This window comes from Serratia symbiotica, from assembly GCF_000821185.2.
Lineage (GTDB): Bacteria > Pseudomonadota > Gammaproteobacteria > Enterobacterales > Enterobacteriaceae > Serratia > Serratia symbiotica.
Window position 1 is genome coordinate 140,307 of the sequence record NZ_CP050855.1, and the last position, 25,179, is coordinate 165,485.

The following is a 25,179-nucleotide window of genomic DNA, read 5'->3' on the forward strand; positions in this document are numbered from 1 at the left end:
GGTACAGAGAACCAGCTTACGGGCTGGTTTTTTTATGCAGCGAAATCTGAAACGTCAATGGTTTAACAGGCTCGCTGTCATTATCATAAAAAGAGGATATATTGGAGCGAATTGAGATGGGAACAAGATTATCTCTATTTACCGCTTACCCTTTGGGAGTCGACATCATAATGAAAAAAAAGACGTTATTGACCCTGCTGCTGATGATAGTGGCGATCGCTATGGCGATCCTGTTCCGTGCGCATAATCAGGATGTGCTGCTACAGGGTGAAGTGGATGCGCCAGAGGTGATCGTTGCCTCCAAGGCCAAAGGGCGGATAGTCGAACGCTTGGTAAAGCGTGGCGACAACGTGAAGGGTGGGCAACTGTTGATCCAGCTTGACAGTCCGGAGCTGATAGCGCAATTACGTTCTGCACAGGCGACACGCGACAAGGCCAAGGCACAGCTCGAACAATCGATGCACGGCACCCGTGAAGAGAGCATCCGCACCTTGCGTGCCAATTTGGCGCAGGCCGAGGCGCAATACCGTAACGCGCAGAACGATTACAACCGCAACTTGAGCGTGTCCGGTAAAGGCTATATCTCGAAATCTGAACTGGACGGCTCGCGCCGGGCGCGTGATACCGCCTTCCAACAAGTACAGGCGGCAAAAGCCAATCTGGATGAGGGCATCAACGGCGACCGCATCGAGCTTCGGCAGCAATATGAGGCGGCGTTGCACGCGGCGGAAGAGAATCTGTTGCAGGTCATGATTCAAACCGACGACCTGCAAGTGAAAGCGCCAGTGAACGGCGAAGTGGGGCCGATCCCGGCTGAGGTGGGCGAACTGCTGAACGCGGGTAGCCCGTTGCTGACATTGATCCGGGTGCCGGATGCTTACTTCGTGTTCAACCTGCGTGAAGACATCCTAGCCCACGTGAGCAAGGGAGATAAGGTTAAACTGCGGGTGCCAGCGCTGCAGAATAAAATGATTGAAACCGAGGTGCGCTACATCGCGCCATTGGGGGATTACGCCACCAAACGTGCTACCCGTGCCACCGGTGATTTTGATCTGAAAACCTTTGAGGTTCGCCTGTATCCATCACAGCCAGTGGATGGCTTGCGACCAGGGATGAGCAGCTTATGGCAATGGAAAGAGTAAAAGCTGGCTGGCGCTGCTTCAGCCGTGCGTTTAACAACGAGTGCTGTATCGCTTTTCGCAGCCCGGTGGTGCACTGGCTGAGCTGGATCTTCACACTGATACTGTTTGGGCTTATCAGTAGCAACTTTTCCCAAGGCACGCTGATCGATCTACCGGTGTCGGTGGTAGATAGCGATCACAGCCCGATATCCAAATTGCTGACGCGCCGTCTGGATGCCGGTTCGCACGCTCACATCGAGGCTTACCCCGGTGGGTTGCCAGAGTCACTTCACCGCCTGCGCAGTGCGCAGGACTATGCGTTGCTGTACATCCCACCGGATTTCGAAGCCGATGCTCTGGCGGGCAAACAACCGAGCGTAGTGATGTATTACAACGCGCTGTTTTACGGTGCTGGACTGTATTCCACTCAGGACTTCAGCGGCTTGATGGCCGAAATCAACGCCAACACCCGCCGCATTATCGCCGGCGCGATGGGCAAAACGCTGCCACCACTGGCGGATGTAACGCTATCCTACGGCAACCTATTCGATGCCAGCGGCAGCTATATCTATTACCAGCAGTTCGCCGCCATCATTCACCTGTTGCAGTTGTTCGTGGTGACCTGCATGATCTACGTGCTGGCACGTAGCAAATCGTTGCTGAAAGCTAAACCCTTCAGCCTAGCGTTGCTCGGCAAGCTGGCACCTTACACCCTGTGTTTTACTGTTCTGCTGATGGTGGAGATTGCTACGTTGGTGGGTATCTTTGACGCTCGCGTTAGCGGCAACCCACTGTTTATGCTGTTGATCGGTCTCTGCTACGTGATGGCAGCGCAGAGCATTGGCCTGCTGCTGTTCACCTTTACCAGCAGCACCATCATCGCTTACAGCCTGATCGGTATCCTGGTGAGTATTGCCTTAACCTTTTCTGGCATAGCGGTGCCGGAATTGTCGATGCCGTTGCCAGCGCGGATTATTGCCAATCTTCAACCGTTGACCCACGCGCTATACGCGATGTTCGACGTATTCCTGCGCCAGGTACAGGCCAGTGCCATCTTCAGCGTTTGTGCGCTGCTGATGGTTTACCCGCTGGTCGCCGCACTGTTAGTGCGTAATCGGCTGATGACGCGGCTGCTTAAGGAAGGGGACGCGGGATGAAACTCTATTGGCAAACTTTCGTCCAGGTGTTGCTCAACATGTTGGAGCGGCCAGTGTGGCTGGCGTTGATCCTGTCATTGTGCGTCATGAGCATGGTGTACACCAACCGCACGGTATGGAATTTGCCGGTGGGGGTGATTGATCAGGATCACACCACTGCCAGCCGCCAACTGATCCGTCAACTGAACGCCACCGCCAAGATCGCCATTGAAACCTACGACAGCCTGGAGCAGGCGCAGCGTGACCTCGGTTGGCGCAAACTGTTCGCAGTGATCATCATGCCAGTGGATCTCGAGAAGAAGATCCTGCACGGTGAGAATATCGTGGTGCCGATGTATGGCGATGCCACCAACCGGTTGGCTAACGGCCAGATCCAGCAGGACGTGATGGCGACCTACCAGCAATTGCTGACCGAGTACAACAATGGGCTACTGCTGCGAAGCGGCTTTAGCGAACGCCAAGCACGGGTGATCCTGACGCCGATACGAGGGCAGACGCTGGAGGTGTTCAACCCTGGTATCAGCTTTGCGGCGATCATCTTCCCCGGCCTGCTGGTGATGCTATTGCAACACTCGTTGTTGATCGCCTGCATCCGTGTCAACATGGCAATGAAAAGCATGTACGGTGGCAAAGCGCTGTTGGCTGCGCGCTTGGGCGGGCTGACAGCATTGTTGCCGATCTGGTTGTTCCTATCGATCGTACTGTTTGTATTGTGGCCGTGGGGGCTGGGTTACCGCCAGACGGCAAACATCCCAGAAATCCTGCTGCTGACTTTCCCGTTCCTGCTGGCAGTGCTGGGGCTAGGCAAACTGATGACTGAGTGCCTGCGTAGCATCGAGATGATCTACCTGACGTTGGCGTTTATCACCACGCCGATATTCTATCTGTCGGGCACTATCTGGCCGTTGCAAGCGATGCCTGGCTGGGTGCGAGTCATTTCTTACTGTATCCCTTCTACCTGGGCCACCATGGCGATCGCCGGGGTTAATCAGATGGGGCTGTCGCTGAACGAAGTGTGGGACGTTGTGGTGATACTGCTGGTGATGGGGATGATCTACACCTTGTTGGGTGCCGGCGTGGGTTTTGTGCGCAAGTTTTTAACTGGCAAACGCTAATCGGGAAGATAATTTTAATGAAAATGCGGCGAACAGATTTGGGTTTGAGGCAGCGTCTGGCGTCAGGGTAAACGTAATGGTGAAATGCAGTATTTATTGATATAAGCCGCTGAGGCTGCGCATCAATGAGGCAAAATAGCCCTATTCTGTATTGAAAAGAGTCAATGACCGTGTGCGAGCGTGCATTGTGCGCCACGGGCCGTCGCTGCTGTGCCTACTGCTAGATTCACCCCATTTGCTCTCCAACGCCAGCTTCTGGAACAGTTGCTGGGTTGGCCGTTCCGCCAGGCATTGGCGGAGGGTGAACGGGAATATCTCGTATCACGTTGGTTAAAGTTCAAAGTTCGTGATCTGGCACTACACTGGTTTATGATGGTTGAAAACGAAAAATGGGTGGTCAGTCAGCACGCCGAAGCGGACGTCAGTTTCAGTGGCGACGCCAACAATCTGATTTTGAACGCAGTGCGCAAGCAAGATCCAGATACGCTGCTTTTTCAGCGTCGGTTACAGATTGAAGGGGATACCGAATTGGGTCTATATGTAAAAAATCTGATGGACGCCATTGAGCAGGAAAGCGTACCTGCGCCGCTGTGCATGCATCTGTTGCAACTGGCTGATTTTGTTAAAGCAGGGCTGCAAGAGGGCACGGTGCAACCTTCCCGTGTGTCGATATCATGCTGATTCGTGTAGAGATCCCGGTAGATGCGGTAGGCATCGACGTCCTGCTGCACCGCGTTTTTGGCCGCGATGACGAGGCCGATCTGGTGCAGCAACTGCGTGAAGCTGGCCTGCTGACGTTGGGCATTGTCGCCACCGATAATAAAGGCGGCATTGTAGGTTACGCTGCTTTCAGCCCGGTCAATGTGGCCGGAGAAGATAGGCAGTGGGTGGGGTTGGCACCGTTGGTGGTAGATGAAAGCTTGCGCCGTCAAGGATTGGGTGAAAAGCTGATCTACGAAGGCTTGGATGCGCTCAATGAATTCAGCTATGCCGCTGTGGTGGTACTGGGCGATCCAGCCTATTACGGACGCTTTGGTTTTAAACTGGCCGCCGCCCATGGTTTGCATTGCCGCTGGTCAGGGGCTGAAACGGCGTTCCAGGTTTACCCATTGGTAGAGGACGCCCTAAGTGGCGTCAACGGTGTAGTCGAGTACTCGGAACCGTTTAATCGGCTGTAATCGCCGACAGCAAATACCCCAATGAGAGAGTTGGCTGACTGACCAACCTCTCTTTTTGCGTTTTGCTTAACTGTTTGATCCGATATTCCAGCTTCAGTGCCATCGAACGATCCGCGACTTGGCAGTGAAACGCCAGGGTCAATTTCCCCTTTCCCCGTAGTACCTTGGCACCTTTGCCCGCCTGATGCTGCGCCAACCGCCGGGCTATGTCGGTAGTAATACCGGTATACAGCATGCCGCTTGGTAGACGCAGCATGTAGAGATGCCAGATGGGGGTTGCCATAATCATTTCCCTGAATAAATCTGAGCGGTACTATAGGCAATAAGATGTAGTCGGGGAACCTATTTTTTACTGGATGTTTTTAATATATTTATTTTTATTAAGATTAACCATGCCATTAAAAAATCCTTTTTAGAGAACCAAGCATTCTTCTATAAAGGAATGAGTTGATTAATGTTAATATTCAATGGTGTACTGCCGTACAGGCAACCTAGAATTTGCACAAAACAAAGATCAGAACAAGCTTTTCCCCGGTACTACATGGAAATATATTGGCGAGAACAAGACAATACGCTTTGCCGCCGCAAACGGAACCGATGTTATAACGACTGGCGGCTCTGATTCGGTAACGCTATCAGTTAATGACCTGTTTGCACTTAGCCCTGATTTTTCTGCAAATACTAGCATAAGTGGACGAACGAATCCGGTGACCCTACCCATATAGCGGGCGTAGCTACGCCAGGAAGACGGTATGGTTCGTTAGTACAGGGAATGCTGCATACGGTTTGAACTGGTCATCGAACATTGGTACGCATGCCCATGCCGTCTACATTGGTGCACACGAATACCGGGTTGGCATAGGCGCACTCTGTATCGGGAACCACAGCAAGTACGGGTTCTGGTTTTGCATTTTCTGTGATCAACCCATATGTAAAACTCATGGGTTGATATAGAAGTGCCTAGAGCAGTAAATGATCTGTATTACTTTGCTAAAGCTGAACTAAGCCACCTAAACCACCACAGGTGTTTCCATAATCTTTTCTTTTTATAACTGGGAGGGGGAAGTTGAAACTCAGCCACTTTCTCCCACTTAAAGTTTAGAAACAATCTGCTATGTCCATGCTCGAACCCATAGTCATATATTTCTTTTTCCTTTTTTAAATCTATAATGGTATTTCTCGACAAATCTCTGACAAGATTATGATAGCTATTATCTCTATCTAGCTCTCTCTCGTAGCAAACAAACTTCTTAGAGAGATAACGTTGGCGTGAACCGTGATATTTATGAAATTTAACAAATCGGTAATCCTCACCACCATATCCTCCAGAGTACTCTTCATCATAACCAAAGAAGCGTATAAAGCGGGCGCGAGACATAAAGAAAAGATTTGAGTGACCTTTGTATATCTTACCCGTACTATCTTTTCTGTAAATTTTGAAGAAATCTCGCCCTGGATTGTTTTTTTTGACTAAGTGCTTTAGCGTTTCTTCCGGTAAAATATGGTCTAAATCTGTAATAATAATTTTGTCGGATTTAGCATGCGTAACACCAAGATTTCTCGCGCCTCCCTGATTCCAGGGTATATCGTCAGTAATTCTTAGCCATGTAATATTCAAATTATAGTTTTCGATTTCATATTTAACAGGCGAACAATCATCAACGATGATAAACTGTATTTTGCTAACGACATCAAAAGAGTATGACTCATATACCTTTAGTAGATCAGTTAAGGAATTGATATTCCCCTGATCGCAAAAAAAATGGGTTATATATGAAAGTTCTATGTGCTGTTTATCGAAACAATAATTCATATGATTGTTCTTATCCATTTATTTATCTAAAAATACAATCTAACTATAGATTTGACTCAAGAATATCCTGCACCATCTACGGCGAGGCTTTAAGTTTTTCTCACCCAATCACTTTATCACCCGCCATACGGGATAGGAAGCTTTACGTTTCCACTGTATGAACTACCCCGGTTTTCTTGGAAAGTTTCCAGCCCAGAAACTCAGATTGCCAGATCCTTGTTTGCGATGGAAGCATCATAGGCCTTTTCTATTGCCATCGGTGGGATATGGCCCAGTGGTTCCAATAACCGACGGTCGTTGTACCAGACGACCCATTTCAGTGTGACCAGTTCTACTTCTGCCCAGCTTTTCGGTGTACCACTACAATTGCCTGTTTTTGATATGTTCTTCCTAACAATGTAGACAGGAAGAATGATGGATCATAAAGAAACTTAAGGCACTTGTTGCCGAACTGGCTAAAGGGCTTAAAACCGGCGCAGTTCTTAAGCCGTTTTCTCGCATATTAGCTACGCCCACTGTCGAAACGGCGAGAGCGTTCAGATCCTTTAGCAAGTGGAGGAGGGAGCTTTGACAATGTCCCTGCTTATCGTTTTAATCGGAGCTACCCCTATTGACTATTGATTTCATACGCCATGCTGAGAAAAATCACCGCTATTGCCAGCCTGTTGGTGGCGAACGCCAGTGTTTGGGCTAATCCACCGGATGCCATCGCCACATCACCCGCTGCGCCCTACCTGTTAGCAGGAGCGCCGACCTTCGATTTAACGATGGTGACATTCCGCGAAAAGTATAATCGCGACAACACGATGTTGCCGATTGGCGAGTTTCGTGCCATCGCCGCAGCAGAAGACGACTCGCCGCTGTTGACCCGTGCCGCCAGCAAACTCAATGAAAATCTCTATGCCTCCACCGCGTTGGAAAAGGGTACTGGCAAAATCAAGACGTTGCAGATCACCTATTTGCCGTTACAACAGAGCGGTGAGGACAAGGCGGCACGCGCCATCGCCATCAGTTATATGGCCGCGCTGATGCGCCAGTTTGAACCGGCGCTGACGGTAGGGCAGAGTCAAGGTAAAGTGACTAGCTTGTTAGTGAAGGGCAAAGGTTCGCGTTTTTATCAACAGCAGGTTGGGGCCATTCGCTATGTGGTATCGGACAATGGCGATAAAGGGGTAACCTTCGCGGTTGAACCGGTTAAGTTGGCGCTATCCACGCCTTGATAGCAGGGTATTTAGTGGCGAAAAGCGAAGCCTTTGTGCTTAATCATCTCTATACTGCTGGGCAGGTAAACTGCCAGTTCGGCAGTTGTCATTTCTATTTTGCGTTCCCTTGTTGGAGGAAAAAACATGCGTCATCCATTAGTTATGGGTAACTGGAAGCTCAACGGCAGCACCCATATGGTCAGTGAGCTGATCGCAGGCTTGCGCAATGCGTTGAGCCGTGTTGAAGGTTGTGGCGTTGCTATCGCCCCGCCGGTTATGTACCTGGATCAGGCCAGACACGCACTGGCTGGTAGCCGTATCGCTTTGGGGGCACAAAATGTGGACATCAACTTGTCCGGTGCTTTCACCGGGGAAATTTCCGCCAATATGCTGAAAGACGTTGGTGCTCAGTACATCATCATTGGCCATTCTGAGCGTCGCACCTACCACAAAGAAACCGACGGAGCGATCGCCGAGAAATTTGCTGTGCTGAAGGAAGCGGGTCTGATCCCGGTACTGTGCATTGGTGAAACCGAAGCGGAAAACGAAGCGGGTAAAACCGAAGAAGTTTGCGCTCGTCAGATTGATGCCGTACTAAAAACCCTAGGCGCGCCAGCCATGAAAGGTGCTGTGATCGCTTATGAACCCGTGTGGGCCATCGGTACTGGCAAGTCTGCCACCCCAGCACAGGCTCAGGCAGTGCACAAATTTATCCGCGATCACATTGCCAAGCACGATACGGCCATCGCTGCTGAAGTGATCATTCAGTACGGGGGGTCTGTCAACGATAAGAATGCTGCAGAGCTGTTTGCTCAACCGGATATCGATGGCGCGCTGGTTGGTGGTGCATCGTTGAAAGCCGATGCTTTCGCTGCGATCGTCAAAGCCGCCGCCGCAGCGAAAAAAGCCTGATTTCATTCAGTTTGGCGATAAAGCCCCCCGGTAAGCTGGGGGGCTTTATCGCTGCTGGATAGGGATCAGCGCTTGCTGATTTCGTCAAACACGCCCCCGGTCGCGAAGTGCACCTTTTGCGCTTCACCCCAGCCGCCAAAGGTCTCGTCCACTGTGAACAGGGTCAGTTTTGGGAACCGAGCGGCAAATTTGGCCGCTACGGCCGCATTACGTGGGCGGTAGTAGTTTTTTGCGGCGATGGTCTGCCCCTCCGGCGTATAGAGATATTTCAGGTAAGCTGTAGCTACATCGCGGGTGCCGCGTTTGTCCACCACTTTGTCTACTACCGCTACGGTGGGTTCGGCGAGAATGGATTTACTTGGGATAATAATTTCGAACCTGTCTTTACCCAGCTCATTTTCCGCCAGCAGCGCTTCGTTCTCCCAAGCGATCAGCACATCACCGATACCGCGTTCAGCGAAGGTATGGGTAGCACCGCGTGCGCTAGGATCCAGTACCTCAACGTTGCCATATAAGCTTTTAACGAAATCCTGCGCTTTGGCTTGATCATTGTTATTGTGGTGCAGCGCGTAGCCCCAGGCCGCCAGGTAATTCCAGCGCGCACCGCCGGAGGTTTTCGGGTTTGGCGTAATCACCGAGACGCCGGGTTTGACCAAATCCGGCCAGTTGTGAATTTGCTTCGGGTTACCCTTGCGTACCAAAAACACGATGGTTGAGGTGTAAGGTGCCGAGTTGTCCGGCAGGCGTTTGATCCACGCTTTATCGATACGCCCGCGTTCGGCAATGGCGTCCACGTCATAAGCCAGCGCCAGTGTCACCACATCGGCCTCAATGCCGTTAATCACTGAGGTTGCCTGCTTGCCGGAGCCACCGTGCGACTGGCGCACCCTGACTTTATCGCCGGTCTGTTGCTGCCAGTATTTGCTAAACGCGGTGTCATATTCTTGATAGAACTCGCGCGTTGGATCGTATGAAACGTTCAGCAGTTGGATCTCTTGTGCCATGGTGCCGAACGCCAACAGCACCGATGTTAAACCTACACTCCATTTGCGCATCGACAGGCTCTCCTAGGAAAATTAAGCGCAACCATAATCGGTTGATTTAACCCCTGAGCCTGCCAGAAACTTTCCTGGCAATTAAAGAATAAAAAATATTTAATATAGACGATTTAGGAATATAACGCTGACGAGTATAAAAACCCCGCTTGCGAATAATGCGGTGCAAAGGAAAACAGGACTGAAAGCCTGATTCCTGCATTATTTACCGACATTTATCCGCAAGCGGTGGTTTTTTTGACATCAGAAAAAACAGCGTATCAGTACAGCTTTTTCGCCGTTTCTAGCCAATCGCCTTTGAACGGACGTTTCATGTTCTCGATTGCATCAATGATATCGTGGTGCACCATCTTTTCATTTAGGATGCCGACGCAGCGGCCACCGTAACCCTGCAACAGCAGTTCAATCGCGTATGCGCCCATGCGGGATGCCAGGATACGGTCATAAGCGACAGGGGTTCCGCCGCGCTGAATGTGGCCCAGTACGGTCGCGCGGGTCTCTCGCTGAGTTTCCTGCTCAATATGGCGTGCTAGTTCATTGATATCACAGATGTGCTCGGTGATTGCTACGATGGCATGTTTTTTGCCCTTGCTAATCCCGGCCTTGATTTCATTTACCAGATCTTCGCGATTGAACTCAATTTCTGGCAGCACGATGAACTCACAGCCGCCCGCAATCGCCGCCGCCAGCGTCAAGTCGCCGCAGTGGCGGCCCATGACTTCGACGATGGAGATACGCTGATGCGAAGAAGACGTATCACGCAGGCGGTCAATCGCTTCCACCACGGTTTCCAATGCGGTGAAGTAACCGATGGTGTAGTCCGTACCGGCTACATCGTTATCGATGGTGCCAGGTAGGCCGATGCAAGGGAAGCCTTCTTCCGTCAAGCGTTTGGCACCCATGTAAGAACCATCGCCGCCGATCACCACCAACGCATCAATGCCGCGTTTTTTCAGATTTTCAATCGCCTTGGCGCGAACACTTCCATCTTTGAATTGCGGAAAACGAGCCGAACCAAGGAAGGTACCACCACGGTTGATCATGTCGGACACGCTGTAACGATCCAATTTCTCCATGCGATCTTCGTACAAGCCGAGGTAGCCATCGTAAATACCAAAAACTTCCAAACCTTCCGAAAGTGCCGCACGCACCACACCACGGATCGCCGCGTTCATACCTGGCGCATCACCGCCACTTGTCAGTACACCGATTTTTTTGATCATGACTACCTCTGAACTGTAGATGCAATTTTTTAAGAATTCTGTTTTCGCCCATCCCTTGGCACCTCTCCGACTCATAGAAAACCCGCTTTTAGGTGGGATACTATATCAAAAACGTCCAACTGAATTGATTCAAGTCACGCCATATAACGGTAAAAAAACGGTATGGCATGTTGAGCTAATCTGACATGGGGTGTGGTGCCTTGATCTGATTACCACGCCTGATGCCCCTGACGTCTTGTTGGCACCACGGAACTGGGGGCTGGGTGGATGATGATATTCGCCCCTGGGAAACGATGCCGTAACCCCTGCTCCACCTGTTCCGCCAGAATATGTGCCTGCCGTAACGGCAGAGAATCCGCTATCTCCCGATGCAATTGAATGAAGCGCGTTGGGCCGGATTGACGGGGGGCGCAAATCGTGCACACCTTTCACTCCCGGCCAGGAAGAGGCCACGCCGATAATGGCCTGACATTCCTTATCCGGCAGCGCCCGATCCAACAGGCTGACCGAGCTGGTGTGATATCAGGCGATAATTTTTATCAGTAGTAGTATGGACGCCAGAGGCGCTTACGGGCAATGGCAGGGCTTAGCCTAATATAGCGTGGCAGGGTCAGTCCCCATTAACTGCCTAACTTTTGGGGAGGAAAAAGTGGTACTACAGGTAAGTTTAGCTAATTGAGTGATTAATCCAGTACTTTTATCATTCGGGTATTTTTTAATATTACCCTTCTGACAACAGTTAAATTAAGTCTCTCGCTTTTAAATCCGTGAGAGGTGAAAAAATTTTCAGCAGAAAAGCTTACATCTGACGATAAATGCTTAATACATTCACGCTTCGCAATCTTATTGAAGATGCAGCATAAGCGCGTTTCCTATACCTTGACGTGCATGAGAAGACGTAACAAAGAAATGGTCTATATACCCTGATGGTTGAAGGTCAGCATAACCCAGGATGTTACCATTGATTTCAGCGACAAATGGCTTAAGTATACTGATACGCTTATTCCATTCCTGAACATCATAGGTATTTGGAGCCTAGGCATTAATTTGTTCGGGTGAATAATATTGATGGGCTAAATGATGAACAGCAGAGTGGAAAACCTTCCTGAGCGTCAGTTCCTCTCCTGGTTTATAAGGGCGAATAAGCATCTTTTCAATAAGCCTTAGGCGAAACCGCGGATGCTGAACGCATCATCCTGCGGGTAGTAACCGAGCAAACGGCTGGTTTCCACCAGCGACAGCCGCTTGTAGCGGTTGTTGGAAATGCCATGTACCACCGCGTGCTGCACCCCTTCGATACGGATGCAACGTTCCAACAGATCGGTGGCATCGCGGTGGCTGAGAAAGACACTCATATCGCGAGCGCTGAGCGGTTCGCCATCCGCCAGCGTGGTGAGGAGCGCAATGCGCACCGACAATGAGGAAAGTCCTTCTTGATGGGCGAAATAGGCGGCGATGCCTTCGCCGAACGCTTTGCTGGCACCGTACAGGTTTTTCGGTTTTGGCACGTCGTCAGGCCGGATCTGGTAATCCAGCGGATAGCCCTCTACCACTTGTGCGCTGCTGGCGAACACTACGCGTCGGCAGCCTGCGTCTTTTGCCGCACGGAAAATATTGAAAGTACCGAGGATGTTATTGTCTATCAGTGAACCGCAGAAATCTACGTTGGGGGAGGGATCGGCCGACAAGTGCAATACGGTATCGATATCGGCACAGGCGGTGCGGCAGGCGTCGAGATCGGCAATGTTAAAGCTGATGACTTCATCGTCGGGGTGCACATCGTTGAGCAAACCGCTATCCCTTTCCGCCAGCCGCAGCCGATATCGATGACCTACCGCATGACGAAACGCCGTTGCCACCCGGCCACCGGCACCCGTAATCAGAATCCGTCCTAATTCATTACGTAAGGTCATGATCGCTGTCGTCCCCTAAATAGAGATTACTCTGTGACCAGTAATAATATTCTCTGTGACTTTTGTCCAGCTTTTCAATTAGCTTCTCTGATGTTGTGTGCTGCCAATGGGCGGTATTTTGCAAGGCTTGTGATCAAAAAGTTTATACTGCCCGCACAGCAGGTAGTGGAGCATAACCTACTATGTCGATACGCTGCATTCCGGTATTTGTTGCGCCGCTTTCCAGCACGACAATTGCAAAAAACCAACGTAATATATTGAATAAATGGTTAAATCAGGTTACGCATGCTACAGTCGATGGTTGAGCGCTTTCTCCCATGCCATCACCCCACATCTGATAGTAATAGGGACACCGCCCCGCGACCCCATAGTTGAACCCGCAGTACCACAGCGTGTTTTAAATCCTGCCAGCCGAGTAATGAGTGAATTTCTGCACGATTGTGATGAGGTGATGATGAGAAATATTCACACAGAGTGAGCTGTGATTCAATGCATTCATCCAGCTAATTACCGAGAAATTGAATACTCCAATTAGGTAATCTTATTAATTTATAGCTTCAACATCACACTAAGCCATTTACGCACTGCCATGCAATATGTCGCCTATTGAGAGCGCTTTGTCCGATAGATCACAGTTCTACAATTTGCTATCGCAAAGCCTTGCCGCAACAAAAACTTGGGTGTTAACGTCATCGCTCAGCCGCTTTAGGGTTGTCACTGTTCCGACAGGCAAAACCTAAACCTCGTATTTCTGCGTCCTTCCTCGTTGGGTGCAGGGGTCATGAGGTTTAGGTTTTTTTTTGTGCAAAATTCCGTCGTGGCGATTGGCTATCGCCATGTGGAGCCAAACATAATGTTGCTGTTTGCTAAGGATAATCGTATGGAATATGAAACATTAGCCAGTGAGATTTTGGTCAGCGTCGGTGGCCGCAACAACGTAAAAAGCCTGGTGCATTGCGCCACTCGCTTGCGTTTCAAGCTACGCGATAACCGCCGCGCCGATGCGGCGGTGCTGAAGAAAAACCCCGGTGTCATCATGGTAGTGGAAAGTGGCGGGCAGTTTCAGGTGGTGGTTGGCAACCACGTAGCAGAGGTATACCACGCGATCAACCAGGTTGCTGGTTTTGACGACAGCGCAGTCGGAGCAGAGGGCGCGGATGATAAGAAAGAGAATTTATTCAGCCGCTTTATCGAGGTGGTTTCCAGCATTTTTACCCCACTATTAGGGGTGATGGCCGCAACGGGGGTTCTTAAGGGGTTTTTGGCACTAAGCCAGGCTTGCGGCTGGCTATTGGAGAGCAGCGGTGTCTTTAAAATACTGTTTGCTGCCAGCGACTCGCTGTTCTATTTCTTCCCGATCATGCTCGGTTACACTGCTGGGAAAAAATTTGGCGGCAACCCATTCATCACCATGGCGATCGGCGGCGCACTGACTCACCCGCTGATGATCACGGCGTTCGAAGCTGCACAGCAACCAGACGCGGTGCGCGAATATTTTCTTGGCATTCCGCTGACCTTTATCAATTACAGTTCGTCGGTGATCCCGATCATCCTTGCCGCTTGGGTCTCCTGCAGGTTGGAACTGCTGTTTAGCCGGGTGATCCACAAAACGGTGCGCAATTTCATCTCTCCGCTGCTGTGCCTGGTGATCACTGTACCGATGACCTTCTTATTGATCGGTCCGGCGGCGACCTGGCTGAGTCATCTGCTGGCGGATGGCTACCAAAGCATTTATAGCTTTAACTCGATCGTCGCTGGTGCCTTTATGGGCGCGGTGTGGCAAGTGTGCGTGATCTTTGGCCTGCACTGGGGGCTGGTGCCGCTAATGCTTAATAACCTGAGCATGCTGGGCCACGACACCATGGTGCCATTGCTGCTACCGGCGGTAATGGGGCAAGTGGGTGCTACGCTGGGCGTGATGCTACGCACCCGCGATGCCAAATTACGGGCGCTGTCTGGATCGGCCCTCGGTGCTGGCATCTTCGGCATTACCGAACCGGCGGTGTACGGCGTAACGCTGCCGCACAAGCGGCCGTTTGTCTTCGGCTGCATCGGCGGCGCATTAGGGGGGGCGGTGATCGGCTATTACCATACCGCGACCTATTCATTCGGGCTGGTAAGCATCTTCACTTTTGCGCAGATCATTCCCGCCAGCGGCTTCGACGCCACGGTGTGGGGCGAGATTAGCGGCACCTTGTTGTCATTCTGCTTCGCTGCACTGGCTAGCTATCTGTTTGGCGTGAAACCAACGGAAGAGGCATCGGTCATTGCCGCACCGCTCAACGGTACACAGCCGATCCTCAGCCCAATCGCCGGTGAGGTACTGCCGTTGGAACAGGTGAAAGACACCACCTTTGCCAGCGGCCTGCTGGGCAAAGGGGTGGCGATAGTCCCACGGCAAGGGCGGGTGGTGGCACCCGTCGCGGGCAGCGTGGTGTCGCTGTTCAAAACCAAGCACGCCATTGGCATTGAGTCGAACGGTGGAGCAGAAATTCTTATCCACGTTGGTATCGATACCGTCAAGCTCAATGGGCTGCATTTCACCGCTCATGTGCAGGAGGGCGATCAAGTCACACCGGGTGATCTACTGATTGAGTTTGACCTGGCGGCGATCCGCGCCGCAGGTTTTGACACCACCACGCCGATCATCATCGGCAACAGCGATGACTACATCGACGTGCTGATCAACGGTCTGTCTCCAGTACAGGAACAGGCACCGTTACTCACTTTATTATTACGTTAATTGAGGAGCAAGCGATGATGGGGAAATTCCCGGAACATTTTCTATGGGGCGGCGCAGTGGCGGCGAATCAGGCCGAAGGCGCTTATCTGAAGGATGGCAAAGGCTTATCGACCTCCGATTTACAGCCGCAGGGCATTTTCGGTGCGATAACGCCACGGGTCACGGGGGATTGTGGCATCAAGGACGTAGCGATCGATTTTTATCATCGTTACCCGGAGGATATTGCGTTGTTCGCCGAAATGGGCTTTAAGTGTTTACGCACCTCGATCGCCTGGACGCGTATTTTCCCGCAGGGCGATGAGGACATGCCAAACGAGCCCGGGCTGGCGTTTTATGATCGGCTGTTCGACGAAATGGCGAAATACGGCATTCAGCCACTGATCACCCTGTCGCACTACGAAATGCCCTACGACCTAACACAGAAATACGGCGGTTGGGGTAGCCGCGAGACTATCGTCTTTTTCGAACGCTACGCGCGCACCGTCTTTGAGCGCTACAAGCACAAGGTTAAGCATTGGCTGACCTTTAACGAGATCAACATGTCGTTGCACGCGCCCTTTACGGGCATCGGCCTGCCAGAAGACAGCGACAAAAGCGCCATCTACCAGGCGATCCACCATCAGTTGGTGGCTAGCGCTAAAGCGGTGAAAGCCTGCCATGAGATAGTTCCGGGCGGTAAAATCGGCAATATGCTGCTGGGTGGCCTGTTGTATCCGCTAACTTGTCGGCCGGAGGATGTGCTGGAAACCCAGCGGCAAAACCGCGACTGGCTGTTCTTCGGCGATGTGCAGGCGCGCGGTTATTATCCGGCCTATATGAAGCGTTTTTTCCGCGAAAACGGCATTCAAGTGGTGATCACCGCCGAGGATCGGCAGGCGCTACGCGAAACTATCGATTTTATCTCCTTCAGCTATTATATGAGCGGCTGCGTCACCACCGACGAGGCACAAAATAACACCGCCCGTGCCAACATTCTCAATATGGTGCCAAACCCGCATTTGGACCGTTCGGAGTGGGGCTGGCAAATCGATCCGATCGGGCTGCGTTATCTGCTCAATATGCTGTACGATCGCTACCAGAGGCCGCTGTTTATTGTCGAGAACGGCCTGGGTGCCAAAGATCGCATTGAGGCTGACGGTAGCATCAATGACGACTATCGCATCAACTATCTTAACGACCATTTGGTGCAGGTGGCAGAAGCGATCGACGATGGCGTGGAGGTGATGGGTTACACCAGTTGGGGGCCTATCGATCTGGTTAGTGCTTCTAAGGCGGAAATGTCAAAGCGCTATGGTTTTATTTATGTCGATCGAGACGATGCTGGCAACGGTAGCCTGGAGCGTCGGCGCAAAAAGAGTTTCTACTGGTATCGTGATGTGATTCAAAGCAACGGTAACAGCTTGAAAGATAAAGCCTGACTTTCATCAATCCATACCCTTTGCTGCCAATTTCTCGTCCTATAACGTTCACGGCACTGGTGGGTATGCGCGAACTTGGGGGCGTTGCGCGGTGGCAGTTCCTGTCGCGCTGTGCTTTATGGTGCTTTTATCACCACTTGAAGCGCAGCGAGGAAAAAGTGATTGACGCCTATAACCGCTAGCAGTAAGATGCGCCCCGCTAACGGCGAGTAGCGCAGCTTGGTAGCGCAACTGGTTTGGGACCAGTGGGTCGGAGGTTCGAATCCTCTCTCGCCGACCACATTTAAGAAACCTGCTTTTTAAGCAGGTTTTTTTTCGTCCACCGTTTAACGGGATGAGAACTTATGCAGAAGTTTTGCCCTAAATGGCAGCAACTTTGTGAAAATATTTATCCTTAATAAAAACGCATTCTCCTTAATTCTCAACTCTTCCCTTTATACCCTAAATCATGCGCGTGGCAGGAAGGCGGCAACGCAGCGACAAATCGGTAGGGAGCCGATTTGAACCGCCCTTGCGCTGGGCCGTAGGCTGAACCTCAGGGATGAGGTTGATTAATCCCCAAGCGCTGACAACCGTCAGTGATTGAGGTGAGCGAGGAAAGCTCCCGCACAGGCAACTTGAAGTATGACGGGTAAATCAATATTCAAAGTAGTGTAATGTCATTTATTCACGCTAATCGGCCCTGATTAATGCGCAATGATTTTGCTTCGACAATGCATGGCGATGAACCTGCCTGCTTCAGTTAACGGCATCAGGGGGTATGAACCGATCTTAAAACCTATCCCATTAGGCTCTTAATGCATTCACATGCCCCCTATCTGATAGTTTCAGGGTGTCGGACACTAGGTGGTTTTGTTACCCTGGGCCTAAATTAGAGACATCCCGCTTAGAATAAGACTGAAACCCTCAGTTTTCTTGATTTGCTAGCAGTATGGAAAGTTAGCAACACCAGGCAATTGAGTATACTCAGACCTGTTCGAGAAGGAGGGTAATACAGTCCTCTTTTTTTTATTTCAACCCGATTTCGCGGAGGGCAGGTTTGCGGGTCAAGCGTTCGTTAACGATTAAACAGATGGCAACGGTGTCTGGCGTGGCGTTTGTGACCATTTGCCTATTTATCGTGATCCAGTTATTCCACTTTGTGCAACAGCGCAGGGATGACTACGCCCAACAACTGGAAATCATCGCTCACGCGGTGCGTAAACCGCTGGCTGAGGCTGTGCTGCGCATGGATATGCCGGAAACCAACCGGGTATTGAACCAGCTATTGCCAGTGGGGATACTGGCCCAGGCAGATATTCTGTTGCCCAACGAATTTCAGGCCTTGCACGCTAATTTTCCACCGGAACGTCCGGTGCCAACGCTGATCGCCAGGCTGTTCGAACTGCCGATCCAGATTTCCGTTCCGCTTTATCCGCTGGAGTGGGGGCCAGCCAACTCACAGCCGATGGCCTACCTGGCACTGCAAGCAGATTCGTTTCGTATGTACCAGTTTATCCTCAGCATGCTGTCAACCATGTTGGTGACCTACCTGCTGTTAGCGCTGATTTTATCGATAGCCATCACTTGGTGTATGAACCAACTAATGGTATATCCGTTGCGTGTGATAGCGAAGGAACTGGATAATATTTCGCAGGATGAAGCTCCCTACCATCAACTGATGCTGCCAGCTTTGCATCAGGACGACGAACTTGGCTTGTTGGTGCGCAATTACAACCGTAATCAGCAGATTTTGGCCAAAATGCATGCCGAGATGAGGTGCCTTAGCACCCATAACCCGGTCACCGGCCTACCGAATCAGGTGCTGTTTACCGCACTGCTGGAACAGCATATTGCCTCTAGCCTGCGACCTGAGCGTTTTAACCTGCTGGTTCTCGGCATTGAGACGTTGCATGAGGCATCTGGGGTGCTAAACCTGGCGATGTGCGAAGCGTTGCTGTTAGCACTGATGCAGAAATTACGCCGTTGCGTCGATGAAAACACTATTCTGGCGCAACTGAGTAACACCGAATTCGCCATACTGCCCAAGGGGATTGAACGGCCATTCCACGCCATGCAGCTAGCGCGCAGTATCATGACAGAGATTAACGCGCCGCTGAGCATGAAAGATCTGGCGCTGCGCCCAAGCGCCGGCATTGGTATAGCGCATTATTTTAACCAGGAGCATAGTGCTGAGCACCTGCTACGCAGCGCCACCTCAGCGATGATGTCCGCCCAGCGTATAGGTAAAAATCAGATTCTGTTTTTCGAACCCAGCCTGACGGCAAAAACTCAAAAACGGCTGACGCAGGAAAGCGAGATCCTGCACGCCATCGAACAGTGCCACTTCTCGCTATTTTTACAGCCGCAGTTTGACATGCAGTCCAATGCGGTGATCGGTGCCGAAGCGTTGTTACGCTGGCAGCAATATGATGGCAGCTTTACCCTGCCGTCCGACGTGATACCGCTGGCGGAAGAGCTAGGGGTGATCGTGCCGCTCGGCAACTGGGTGATTGAAGAGTCTTGCCGCATTCTGGCGAACTGGCAACATCGGGGCATTACGCTGCCACTGGCGGTCAACATCTCCGGCATTCAGATGCAGAATGAAGACTTTGTATCGCACCTAAAGAGCGTGCTGGCGCAACATCGGATCGATCCGTGCAAGCTGCTGCTAGAAATTACCGAAACAGTGCGCATCGACGATCTCAATCAAGCGCTGACGTTGCTGCGTGAGCTACATGAACTAGGACTGTCTATCGCTTTGGATGATTTTGGCATGGGGTATTCCAGCTTGGAGTATCTTTACCGCCTGAAATGCCTGCCAATCGATCTGATTAAAATCGACAAAAGCTTTATTCAAGAGCTACCGGAAGACGACGCTATGGTGCGCATCGTCAGAGCAATCTCTGATGTGCTCAACCTACCGATGATGGCCGAGGGCATTGAAAGCGCTGCGCAGCGCGACTGGTTACTGCGGCATGGCATTCACTCTGGGCAAGGCTTTTTGTTTGCGCGCCCGTTGCCGCGTGAGGAGTTTGAGGCCCGGTTTTGCTGCGCTGCGGACTGATTTTCTTCTCTGTGGCTCACCGTGTCTGTCCATAGCTGCTTCATTTTCGCCGTTTTTGTGCTCATACCAGGAAAATAAAAGATGTCGCAATCTCCAATTTTTCTTCCAGCTTGACGCGTTTCAGTTCTTAAATTCACACCGTTCCTGATGTCATGCTGAAACAAATTATTTCCATGTTGTTAATTGAGTGTTATTTTTTGTGCCTGAGATTAACAGGGGGATCAATAGATTGCCGCCTGGTTCGTCTTTCCCCTAAAGGATATTTTTATGAAAATAACTATTTTTAAAAGCCTCTATTTTCAGGTAATAACAGCAATTACGTTGGGTATCTTGCTGGGTCATTTCTATCCCGACATCGGCACTCAAATGAAACCACTGGGCGATGGATTCGTTAAGCTGATCAAGATGATTATTGCTCCGGTGATCTTCTGCACCGTGGTGAGCGGCATCGCGGGCATGGAAAGCATGAAGGCCGTGGGGCGTACCGGTGCTATCGCACTGATCTACTTTGAGGTTGTCAGCACTGTCGCGCTGATTATCGGTTTAGTGATCGTCAATCTGATGCAGCCTGGGGTTGGCATGAATATTGATGCTAGCACATTGGACACTAAAGCGGTGGTAATCTATGCTGAGCAAGCGAAACAGCAGGGCATCATTGCGTTCCTACTGGACATTATTCCCGGCAGTATGATTGGCGCATTCGCTAGCGGCAACATTCTACAGGTGCTGTTGTTTGCTGTGTTGTTCGGTTTCGTGCTGCATAACCTGGGTGAAAAGGGTCAGTTGATCTTCAATGTGATCGACAGTTTTGCTCAGGTCATTTTCGGCATCATCAACATGATTATGCGGCTAGCTCCGCTGGGGGCGTTCGGTGCCATGGCGTTCACTATCGGTAAATATGGCTTGGCACTCTGGTACAGCTCGGCCAGTTGATCGCCTGCTTCTATATCACCTGTATCCTGTTCGTGGTGGTAGTGCTGGGGTCGATTGCCCGTGCCAACGGTTTCAGCATCTTCAAATTCGTTAACTACATCAAGGAAGAGCTATTGATTGTGCTCGGCACCTCGTCTTCCGAGTCCGTGCTGCCGCGCATGCTGGGCAAGATGGAAAAGCTGGGGTGCAAGAAGTCGGTGGTGGGGTTGGTTATCCCTACCGGCTATTCATTCAATCTCGATGGCACCTCGATTTATCTGACCATGGCGGCGGTGTTTATTGCGCAGGCCACCAATACCCATATGGACATCATTCATCAGATTGCCCTACTGGCGGTGCTGCTTCTGTCCTCCAAAGGGGCGGCGGGTGTGACCGGTAGCGGCTTTATCGTACTGGCCGCCACCATTTCTGCGGTAGGGCATTTGCCGCTAGCCGGTCTGGCGTTGATTTTGGGCATTGACCGCTTTATGTCTGAAGCGCGAGCGCTGACCAACCTGGTGGGTAATGGCGTTGCTACCGTGGTGGTGGCGAAGTGGTGCGAGCAGTTAGATGAGAATCAATTGAAAAATACTCTGAACAACAAAAATGGCGGCGCTGATAAAGCGCTATCTTCCACCTGATGCTAATGCTAAATCATCGGTTGCTTTAGCAGCCGGTGACGCTTGCCCCCTGTCATGATTTCTTGCATTTAAAACTCGACTAGCCATTATTTTTCACGATGCTGTGTGGTTACTGCCAAGCGCGCAGGCTGAAGCACTACAACCCAATCCAGCGTGGCGGCAGGGGGGCTTGCCAACGGGGTTTTCATGGCAACTCTTCAGTACGCCGCAGCGGCCGAATGACCGCATCGAATTGCGGCTGAGGATCAATACCGGTTCTCTGGCGGAGTCTTCTCAACAGATCGGCTCCGCCCATTTGTTGCCGCGCCTGTCTCTGGGGCACAGCGGAAGTCTTTCCACGTTGCAACTTCGTTCGCTATGGCAGCAGAGCCTCGACGATGAACGGCCTTTACCGCTAGCCATCAGCTCTTATGACTTCACCATTTACAATCTCAGTTTGCCAAATAACCGCCCCGACCTGCTGAAAGATGCGTTGGTGTGGCTTTCCGATATCACTGGCAAGCTGGCTCTCAATGAGCACGGGGTGCAGGTGGTGATGAGTGTCTGCATCGATCCAGTTGGCACCTTCCCGCCAAATCTGCAAGATGCCTGGTGGCGTTGTCGTCTGAAAGGTTCGACATTGGCGGCACAGGATCCGGCTCAGCCGGTGAAGCTGCCAGTCAATATCGCGCAACTGAGCAAACTGTTTGCCGCCTATGCACACACCGGTACTGATGAGCCAGCGTTTAGGTTCTCAGCAAAGAGGTGTGGTGGATATCGCTCTGGAGCAGTATCAGAGGTTGCGTCAAACGTTCCTGTTTGGCTTGACGCTTGAGGCGCTGGATTGGGAGTTGAAATTGCAGCTTTCTCAGGATGTGACCTTGGCGCTGAAACAACCAGAAGGTGAGCCGGAAATGAGTATGAAGCAGTTGCAGGAAACCTATAACAGTATCATGTCTACAGCGTCTTGTGGTGGCGAAAGCGGTGGATCTTAGCACACGGCAGCCTTGAGGGGGGGGGGAGGTTTCGGCCACCTCCGCTACGGTATAGCACTTTGATGATGTGATAACCGAACTGGGTTTTGACCGAGCCATGGGGTTTGAGCAGTGGAATGCTAAACACTGCTTTATCAAAGGCAGCGCCCATGCTGCTTTTGATAAACTCGCCCAACGAGCCACCATGACGTTTTGACGGGCAGCCTGAGTATTTGCGCGCCAGCGTATCGAAGCTGACGTCGCGCTTCAGCTCGACCAGCAGCACATTGGTCAATTTTTCATTGTCCACCAGTATGTGCAGGGCGCATGCCGTCTTTGCCATGGTATTGCCTTTATCAATGCGGAAATTGCGCTGATTATACCCTATGAATTTCAAGTTGCAGCTAGGCGGCAAATTCGTGAGTCTCCAGGCGATGACCCAAGTAAGTCACTGGGGTGGCAACGTTGCCGGGACAAATCGGTCGGGAACCCATTTGAATGCCGCAAAGTGGTAGCCCGAAGGGGAAATTACAAGGATTTGATTTCTATTAGATTTGAACGTGGTTTGCCGCAGCCTCGTAAGAGAGGTGATCCATCGATGGGCCACGTAACTGAGTGCAGCCACCCACGCTACAGCTTGAAAGACGACGGGTATATGCCTGTTAAATCTCATCGGCACTTTCTGCTACAATCTCCTGCCACCTTATCAAGTCGAGCAACAAAGCGCCATGCGATTAAACCCCAGCCAACAACAAGCTGTCGAATTCGTTACCGGGCCTTGCCTGGTGCTGGCCGGTGCCGGTTCCGGCAAGACGCGCGTCATTACCAACAAGATTGCTCACCTGATCCACCACTGCGGCTATCAAGCGCGGCACATCGCTGCCGTGACTTTTACCAATAAGGCTGCGCATGAGATGAAAGAGCGCGTGGTGCAAACCATGGGGCGCAAAGAAGCGCGCGGACTAATGATTTCCACCTTCCATACTTTGGGGCTGGAGATCATCAAGCGGGAATACGGCGTGTTGGAAATGAAGCCCCATTTTTCGTTGTTTGACGATCAGGATCAGCTTGCCCTGCTGAAAGATCTGACTGAAAAGTGGCTGGAAAATGACAAAACGTTGGTGGCGCAGCTTATTTCCACCATTTCCCATTGGAAAAACGATCTGATCGATCCCACACAAGCGATAGCGTTGGCGCACTCTGAACGCGACAAGCTGTTCGCTCATTGCTACGGCCTGTATCACGCCCATATGCGGGCCTGCAATGTGCTGGATTTCGATGATCTGATCCTGTTGCCAACCCTGCTGCTGCGGTGCAACGAAGAGGTGTGCGAGCGCTGGCAGAAGCGCATTCGCTACCTGCTGGTGGACGAATATCAAGATACCAACACCAGCCAGTATGAACTGGTGAAACTGCTGGTGGGTAACCGTGCGCGCTTTACTGTGGTCGGTGATGATGACCAGTCGATCTACTCTTGGCGCGGGGCGCGGCCGCAGAATCTGGCGTTGCTGAAGGAAAATTTTCCGGCGCTGCGGGTGATCAAGCTGGAACAGAACTACCGTTCCAGCGAACGTATTTTGAAAGCAGCCAACATTCTGATCGCGAATAATCCACACGTTTTTGAAAAACGGCTGTTTTCCACGCTGGGTTATGGTGAAGAACTGAAAGTCATTACCGCGACTAACGAAGACCATGAGGCTGAGCGGGTGGTGGGGGAACTGATCGCTCACCACTTTGTGAAAAAAACCCGCTACGGCGATTACGCGATCCTCTATCGCGGCAACCACCAGTCTCGGTTGTTCGAAAAGATGCTGATGCAGAACCGCATCCCCTACAAGATTTCCGGCGGTACCTCGTTCTTCTCGCGGCCAGAGATCAAGGATCTGCTGGCCTATCTACGGGTGTTGACCAACCCGGACGATGACAGCGCCTTCTTGCGTATCGTCAATACGCCTAAGCGCGAGATTGGCCCGGCGACGCTACAAAAATTGGGTGAGTGGGCCAATCAGCGTAACAAGAGCTTGTTCCGTGCTAGCTTCGATCTGGGCCTCAGCCAGCATCTGAGCGGCCGTGGGCTGGAGTCATTGCAGCGTTTTACCCACTGGTTGGGCGGCATTGCTAAGCTTGCTGAGTGTGATCCGGTTACGGCGGTGCGCGATCTGATCCACGGTGTTGATTACGAAAGTTGGCTGTTTGAAACCTCCCCTAGCCCTAAAGCTGCTGAAATGCGTATGAAAAACGTTAATACGCTGTTTGGCTGGATGACAGAAATGTTGGCAGGCAGCGAGTTGGAAGAACCGATGATGCTGAACCAGGTGGTCGCCCGTTTCACCTTGCGCGATATGATGGAACGCGGCGAAAGCGAAGAACAACAAGACCAGGTGCAACTGATGACATTGCACGCCTCAAAGGGCCTGGAGTTCCCCTATGTGTTCCTGGTGGGAATGGAAGAGGGATTATTACCGCATCAGAGCAGTATCGATGAGGATAACATCGATGAAGAGCGGCGTTTGGCCTATGTGGGGATCACCCGCGCCCAAAAAACACTGATTTTCACCCTGTGCCGTGAACGCCGCCAGTATGGCGAACTGGTGCGGCCTGAACCGAGCCGTTTTCTGTTGGAGTTGCCGCAAGACGATCTGACGTGGGAAAGCGGGCCTAAGGTGATCAGCCCACAAGAGCGCATGCAGAAGGGCCAGAGCCATTTAGCCAATATTCGCGCCCAGTTAGCCAAGGCCAAAGGCGAAGGGTAGAATACCGGGCGCAATTTACGCCGT

15 protein-coding genes, 1 tRNA gene and 6 pseudogenes are annotated in these 25,179 nt (G+C 51.5%); 14 read left to right on the plus strand and 8 right to left on the minus strand.

Features of this window, described 5'->3' with window-relative positions; all coding sequences use genetic code 11:
- Positions 1-170 precede the first annotated feature (170 nt).
- The 5 genes and pseudogenes from SYMBAF_RS00765 (at position 171) to SYMBAF_RS00785 (ending at position 4,571) form a co-directional block, all read left to right on the plus strand.
- Complete coding sequence (locus SYMBAF_RS00765; RefSeq protein ID WP_040264506.1) at positions 171-1,142, plus strand: HlyD family secretion protein; 972 nt, start codon at positions 171-173, stop codon at positions 1,140-1,142.
- The gene (locus SYMBAF_RS00770; RefSeq protein WP_040264505.1) at positions 1,124-2,278 is read left to right on the plus strand and encodes an ABC transporter permease; all 1,155 of its coding nucleotides are present in this window, start codon (positions 1,124-1,126) and stop codon (positions 2,276-2,278) included. Before SYMBAF_RS00765 ends, SYMBAF_RS00770 begins: the two co-directional genes overlap by 19 nt.
- Positions 2,275-3,393 carry an ABC transporter permease gene (locus SYMBAF_RS00775; RefSeq protein WP_040264504.1) on the plus strand — a complete coding sequence of 373 codons (1,119 nt, stop codon included), beginning with the start codon at positions 2,275-2,277 and terminating at the stop codon, positions 3,391-3,393. Before SYMBAF_RS00770 ends, SYMBAF_RS00775 begins: the two co-directional genes overlap by 4 nt.
- A gap of 151 nt (positions 3,394-3,544) precedes the next feature.
- Positions 3,545-4,074, plus strand: a pseudogene (gene ubiT, locus SYMBAF_RS00780) (ubiquinone anaerobic biosynthesis accessory factor UbiT).
- On the plus strand, positions 4,068-4,571 hold the full coding sequence (locus tag SYMBAF_RS00785; RefSeq protein WP_040264503.1) for a GNAT family N-acetyltransferase: 504 nt from the start codon (positions 4,068-4,070) through the stop codon (positions 4,569-4,571). The pseudogene ubiT and the gene SYMBAF_RS00785 overlap by 7 nt, the downstream one beginning before the upstream one ends.
- Here SYMBAF_RS00785 and SYMBAF_RS00790 read toward each other — a convergent pair.
- Together SYMBAF_RS00790 and SYMBAF_RS00795 are read right to left on the minus strand one after the other, a co-directional pair.
- The gene (locus SYMBAF_RS00790) at positions 4,558-4,854 is read right to left on the minus strand and encodes a GIY-YIG nuclease family protein (RefSeq protein WP_006709363.1); all 297 of its coding nucleotides are present in this window, start codon (positions 4,852-4,854) and stop codon (positions 4,558-4,560) included. The genes SYMBAF_RS00785 and SYMBAF_RS00790 overlap by 14 nt on opposite strands.
- 699 nt (positions 4,855-5,553) lie before the next feature.
- On the minus strand, positions 5,554-6,402 hold the full coding sequence (locus SYMBAF_RS00795) for a glycosyltransferase family A protein (RefSeq protein ID WP_040264502.1): 849 nt from the start codon (positions 6,400-6,402) through the stop codon (positions 5,554-5,556).
- Positions 6,403-7,016: 614 nt separating this feature from the next.
- Here SYMBAF_RS00795 and SYMBAF_RS00805 point away from each other — a divergent pair.
- Positions 7,017-7,604, plus strand: coding sequence for a DUF1454 family protein (locus tag SYMBAF_RS00805; RefSeq protein ID WP_006709365.1), 588 nt, complete (start codon positions 7,017-7,019; stop codon positions 7,602-7,604).
- A gap of 126 nt (positions 7,605-7,730) precedes the next feature.
- On the plus strand, positions 7,731-8,498 hold the full coding sequence (tpiA, locus tag SYMBAF_RS00810; protein ID WP_040264501.1) for a triose-phosphate isomerase: 768 nt from the start codon (positions 7,731-7,733) through the stop codon (positions 8,496-8,498).
- A 65-nt stretch (positions 8,499-8,563) separates the two neighbouring features.
- Here tpiA and SYMBAF_RS00815 read toward each other — a convergent pair whose 3' ends face one another.
- The 5 genes and pseudogenes from SYMBAF_RS00815 to SYMBAF_RS00835 form a co-directional block, all read right to left on the minus strand.
- On the minus strand, positions 8,564-9,553 hold the full coding sequence (locus SYMBAF_RS00815; RefSeq protein WP_040264500.1) for a sulfate ABC transporter substrate-binding protein: 990 nt from the start codon (positions 9,551-9,553) through the stop codon (positions 8,564-8,566).
- A gap of 260 nt (positions 9,554-9,813) precedes the next feature.
- Positions 9,814-10,776 (minus strand): 6-phosphofructokinase, encoded by a 963-nt coding sequence (pfkA, locus tag SYMBAF_RS00820; RefSeq protein WP_040264499.1) that lies wholly within the window; start codon positions 10,774-10,776, stop codon positions 9,814-9,816.
- Between the two features lie 209 nt (positions 10,777-10,985).
- Positions 10,986-11,280 (minus strand): annotated as a pseudogene (locus tag SYMBAF_RS00825) (cation transporter dimerization domain-containing protein); the annotation flags it as partial.
- A 339-nt stretch (positions 11,281-11,619) separates the two neighbouring features.
- Positions 11,620-11,781 (minus strand): annotated as a pseudogene (locus tag SYMBAF_RS18240) (GNAT family N-acetyltransferase); the annotation flags it as partial.
- Positions 11,782-11,939: 158 nt separating this feature from the next.
- Entirely contained in the window at positions 11,940-12,689 is a 750-nt protein-coding gene (locus tag SYMBAF_RS00835) for an NAD-dependent epimerase/dehydratase family protein (protein WP_040264498.1), read from the minus strand.
- 880 nt (positions 12,690-13,569) lie between these two features.
- Between SYMBAF_RS00835 and bglF the strand changes: the two genes are divergently transcribed.
- The 6 genes and pseudogenes from bglF to SYMBAF_RS00865 all read left to right on the plus strand — a co-directional run bounded on the left by bglF (position 13,570) and on the right by SYMBAF_RS00865 (position 22,423).
- The gene (gene bglF, locus SYMBAF_RS00840; protein ID WP_040264622.1) at positions 13,570-15,432 is read left to right on the plus strand and encodes a PTS beta-glucoside transporter subunit IIABC; all 1,863 of its coding nucleotides are present in this window, start codon (positions 13,570-13,572) and stop codon (positions 15,430-15,432) included.
- A gap of 14 nt (positions 15,433-15,446) precedes the next feature.
- Positions 15,447-16,850: a glycoside hydrolase family 1 protein gene (locus SYMBAF_RS00845; protein WP_040264497.1), complete on the plus strand. Its 1,404-nt coding sequence runs from the start codon at positions 15,447-15,449 to the stop codon at positions 16,848-16,850.
- A 203-nt stretch (positions 16,851-17,053) separates the two neighbouring features.
- A tRNA-Pro gene (locus SYMBAF_RS00850) sits at positions 17,054-17,130 on the plus strand.
- Between the two features lie 759 nt (positions 17,131-17,889).
- On the plus strand, positions 17,890-19,896 hold the full coding sequence (gene hmsP / locus SYMBAF_RS00855) for a biofilm formation regulator HmsP (RefSeq protein ID WP_040264496.1): 2,007 nt from the start codon (positions 17,890-17,892) through the stop codon (positions 19,894-19,896).
- Positions 19,897-20,163: 267 nt separating this feature from the next.
- Positions 20,164-21,449: pseudogene (locus tag SYMBAF_RS00860) on the plus strand (dicarboxylate/amino acid:cation symporter).
- Between the two features lie 85 nt (positions 21,450-21,534).
- A pseudogene (locus tag SYMBAF_RS00865) lies at positions 21,535-22,423 on the plus strand (insulinase family protein).
- A gap of 43 nt (positions 22,424-22,466) precedes the next feature.
- Here the strand turns inward: SYMBAF_RS00865 and SYMBAF_RS00870 are convergent.
- Positions 22,467-22,745: pseudogene (locus tag SYMBAF_RS00870) on the minus strand (peptidylprolyl isomerase); the annotation flags it as partial.
- Between the two features lie 385 nt (positions 22,746-23,130).
- Here SYMBAF_RS00870 and rep point away from each other — a divergent pair.
- Positions 23,131-25,155, plus strand: coding sequence for a DNA helicase Rep (gene rep, locus SYMBAF_RS00875; protein WP_040264495.1), 2,025 nt, complete (start codon positions 23,131-23,133; stop codon positions 25,153-25,155).
- Positions 25,156-25,179: the final 24 nt, after the last annotated feature.

Coding starts and splice junctions, on each gene's coding strand:
- pfkA (WP_040264499.1), bottom strand. CDS start 10,776: ATGATCAAAAAAATCGGTGTACTGACAAGTGGCGGTGATGCGCCAGGT.
- SYMBAF_RS00845 (WP_040264497.1), top strand. CDS start 15,447: ATGATGGGGAAATTCCCGGAACATTTTCTATGGGGCGGCGCAGTGGCG.
- SYMBAF_RS00790 (WP_006709363.1), bottom strand. CDS start 4,854: ATGGCAACCCCCATCTGGCATCTCTACATGCTGCGTCTACCAAGCGGC.
- SYMBAF_RS00805 (WP_006709365.1), top strand. CDS start 7,017: ATGCTGAGAAAAATCACCGCTATTGCCAGCCTGTTGGTGGCGAACGCC.
- SYMBAF_RS00765 (WP_040264506.1), top strand. CDS start 171: ATGAAAAAAAAGACGTTATTGACCCTGCTGCTGATGATAGTGGCGATC.
- SYMBAF_RS00770 (WP_040264505.1), top strand. CDS start 1,124: ATGGCAATGGAAAGAGTAAAAGCTGGCTGGCGCTGCTTCAGCCGTGCG.
- SYMBAF_RS00795 (WP_040264502.1), bottom strand. CDS start 6,402: ATGGATAAGAACAATCATATGAATTATTGTTTCGATAAACAGCACATA.
- tpiA (WP_040264501.1), top strand. CDS start 7,731: ATGCGTCATCCATTAGTTATGGGTAACTGGAAGCTCAACGGCAGCACC.
- SYMBAF_RS00815 (WP_040264500.1), bottom strand. CDS start 9,553: ATGCGCAAATGGAGTGTAGGTTTAACATCGGTGCTGTTGGCGTTCGGC.
- SYMBAF_RS00835 (WP_040264498.1), bottom strand. CDS start 12,689: ATGACCTTACGTAATGAATTAGGACGGATTCTGATTACGGGTGCCGGT.
- rep (WP_040264495.1), top strand. CDS start 23,131: ATGCGATTAAACCCCAGCCAACAACAAGCTGTCGAATTCGTTACCGGG.
- SYMBAF_RS00775 (WP_040264504.1), top strand. CDS start 2,275: ATGAAACTCTATTGGCAAACTTTCGTCCAGGTGTTGCTCAACATGTTG.
- bglF (WP_040264622.1), top strand. CDS start 13,570: ATGGAATATGAAACATTAGCCAGTGAGATTTTGGTCAGCGTCGGTGGC.
- SYMBAF_RS00785 (WP_040264503.1), top strand. CDS start 4,068: ATGCTGATTCGTGTAGAGATCCCGGTAGATGCGGTAGGCATCGACGTC.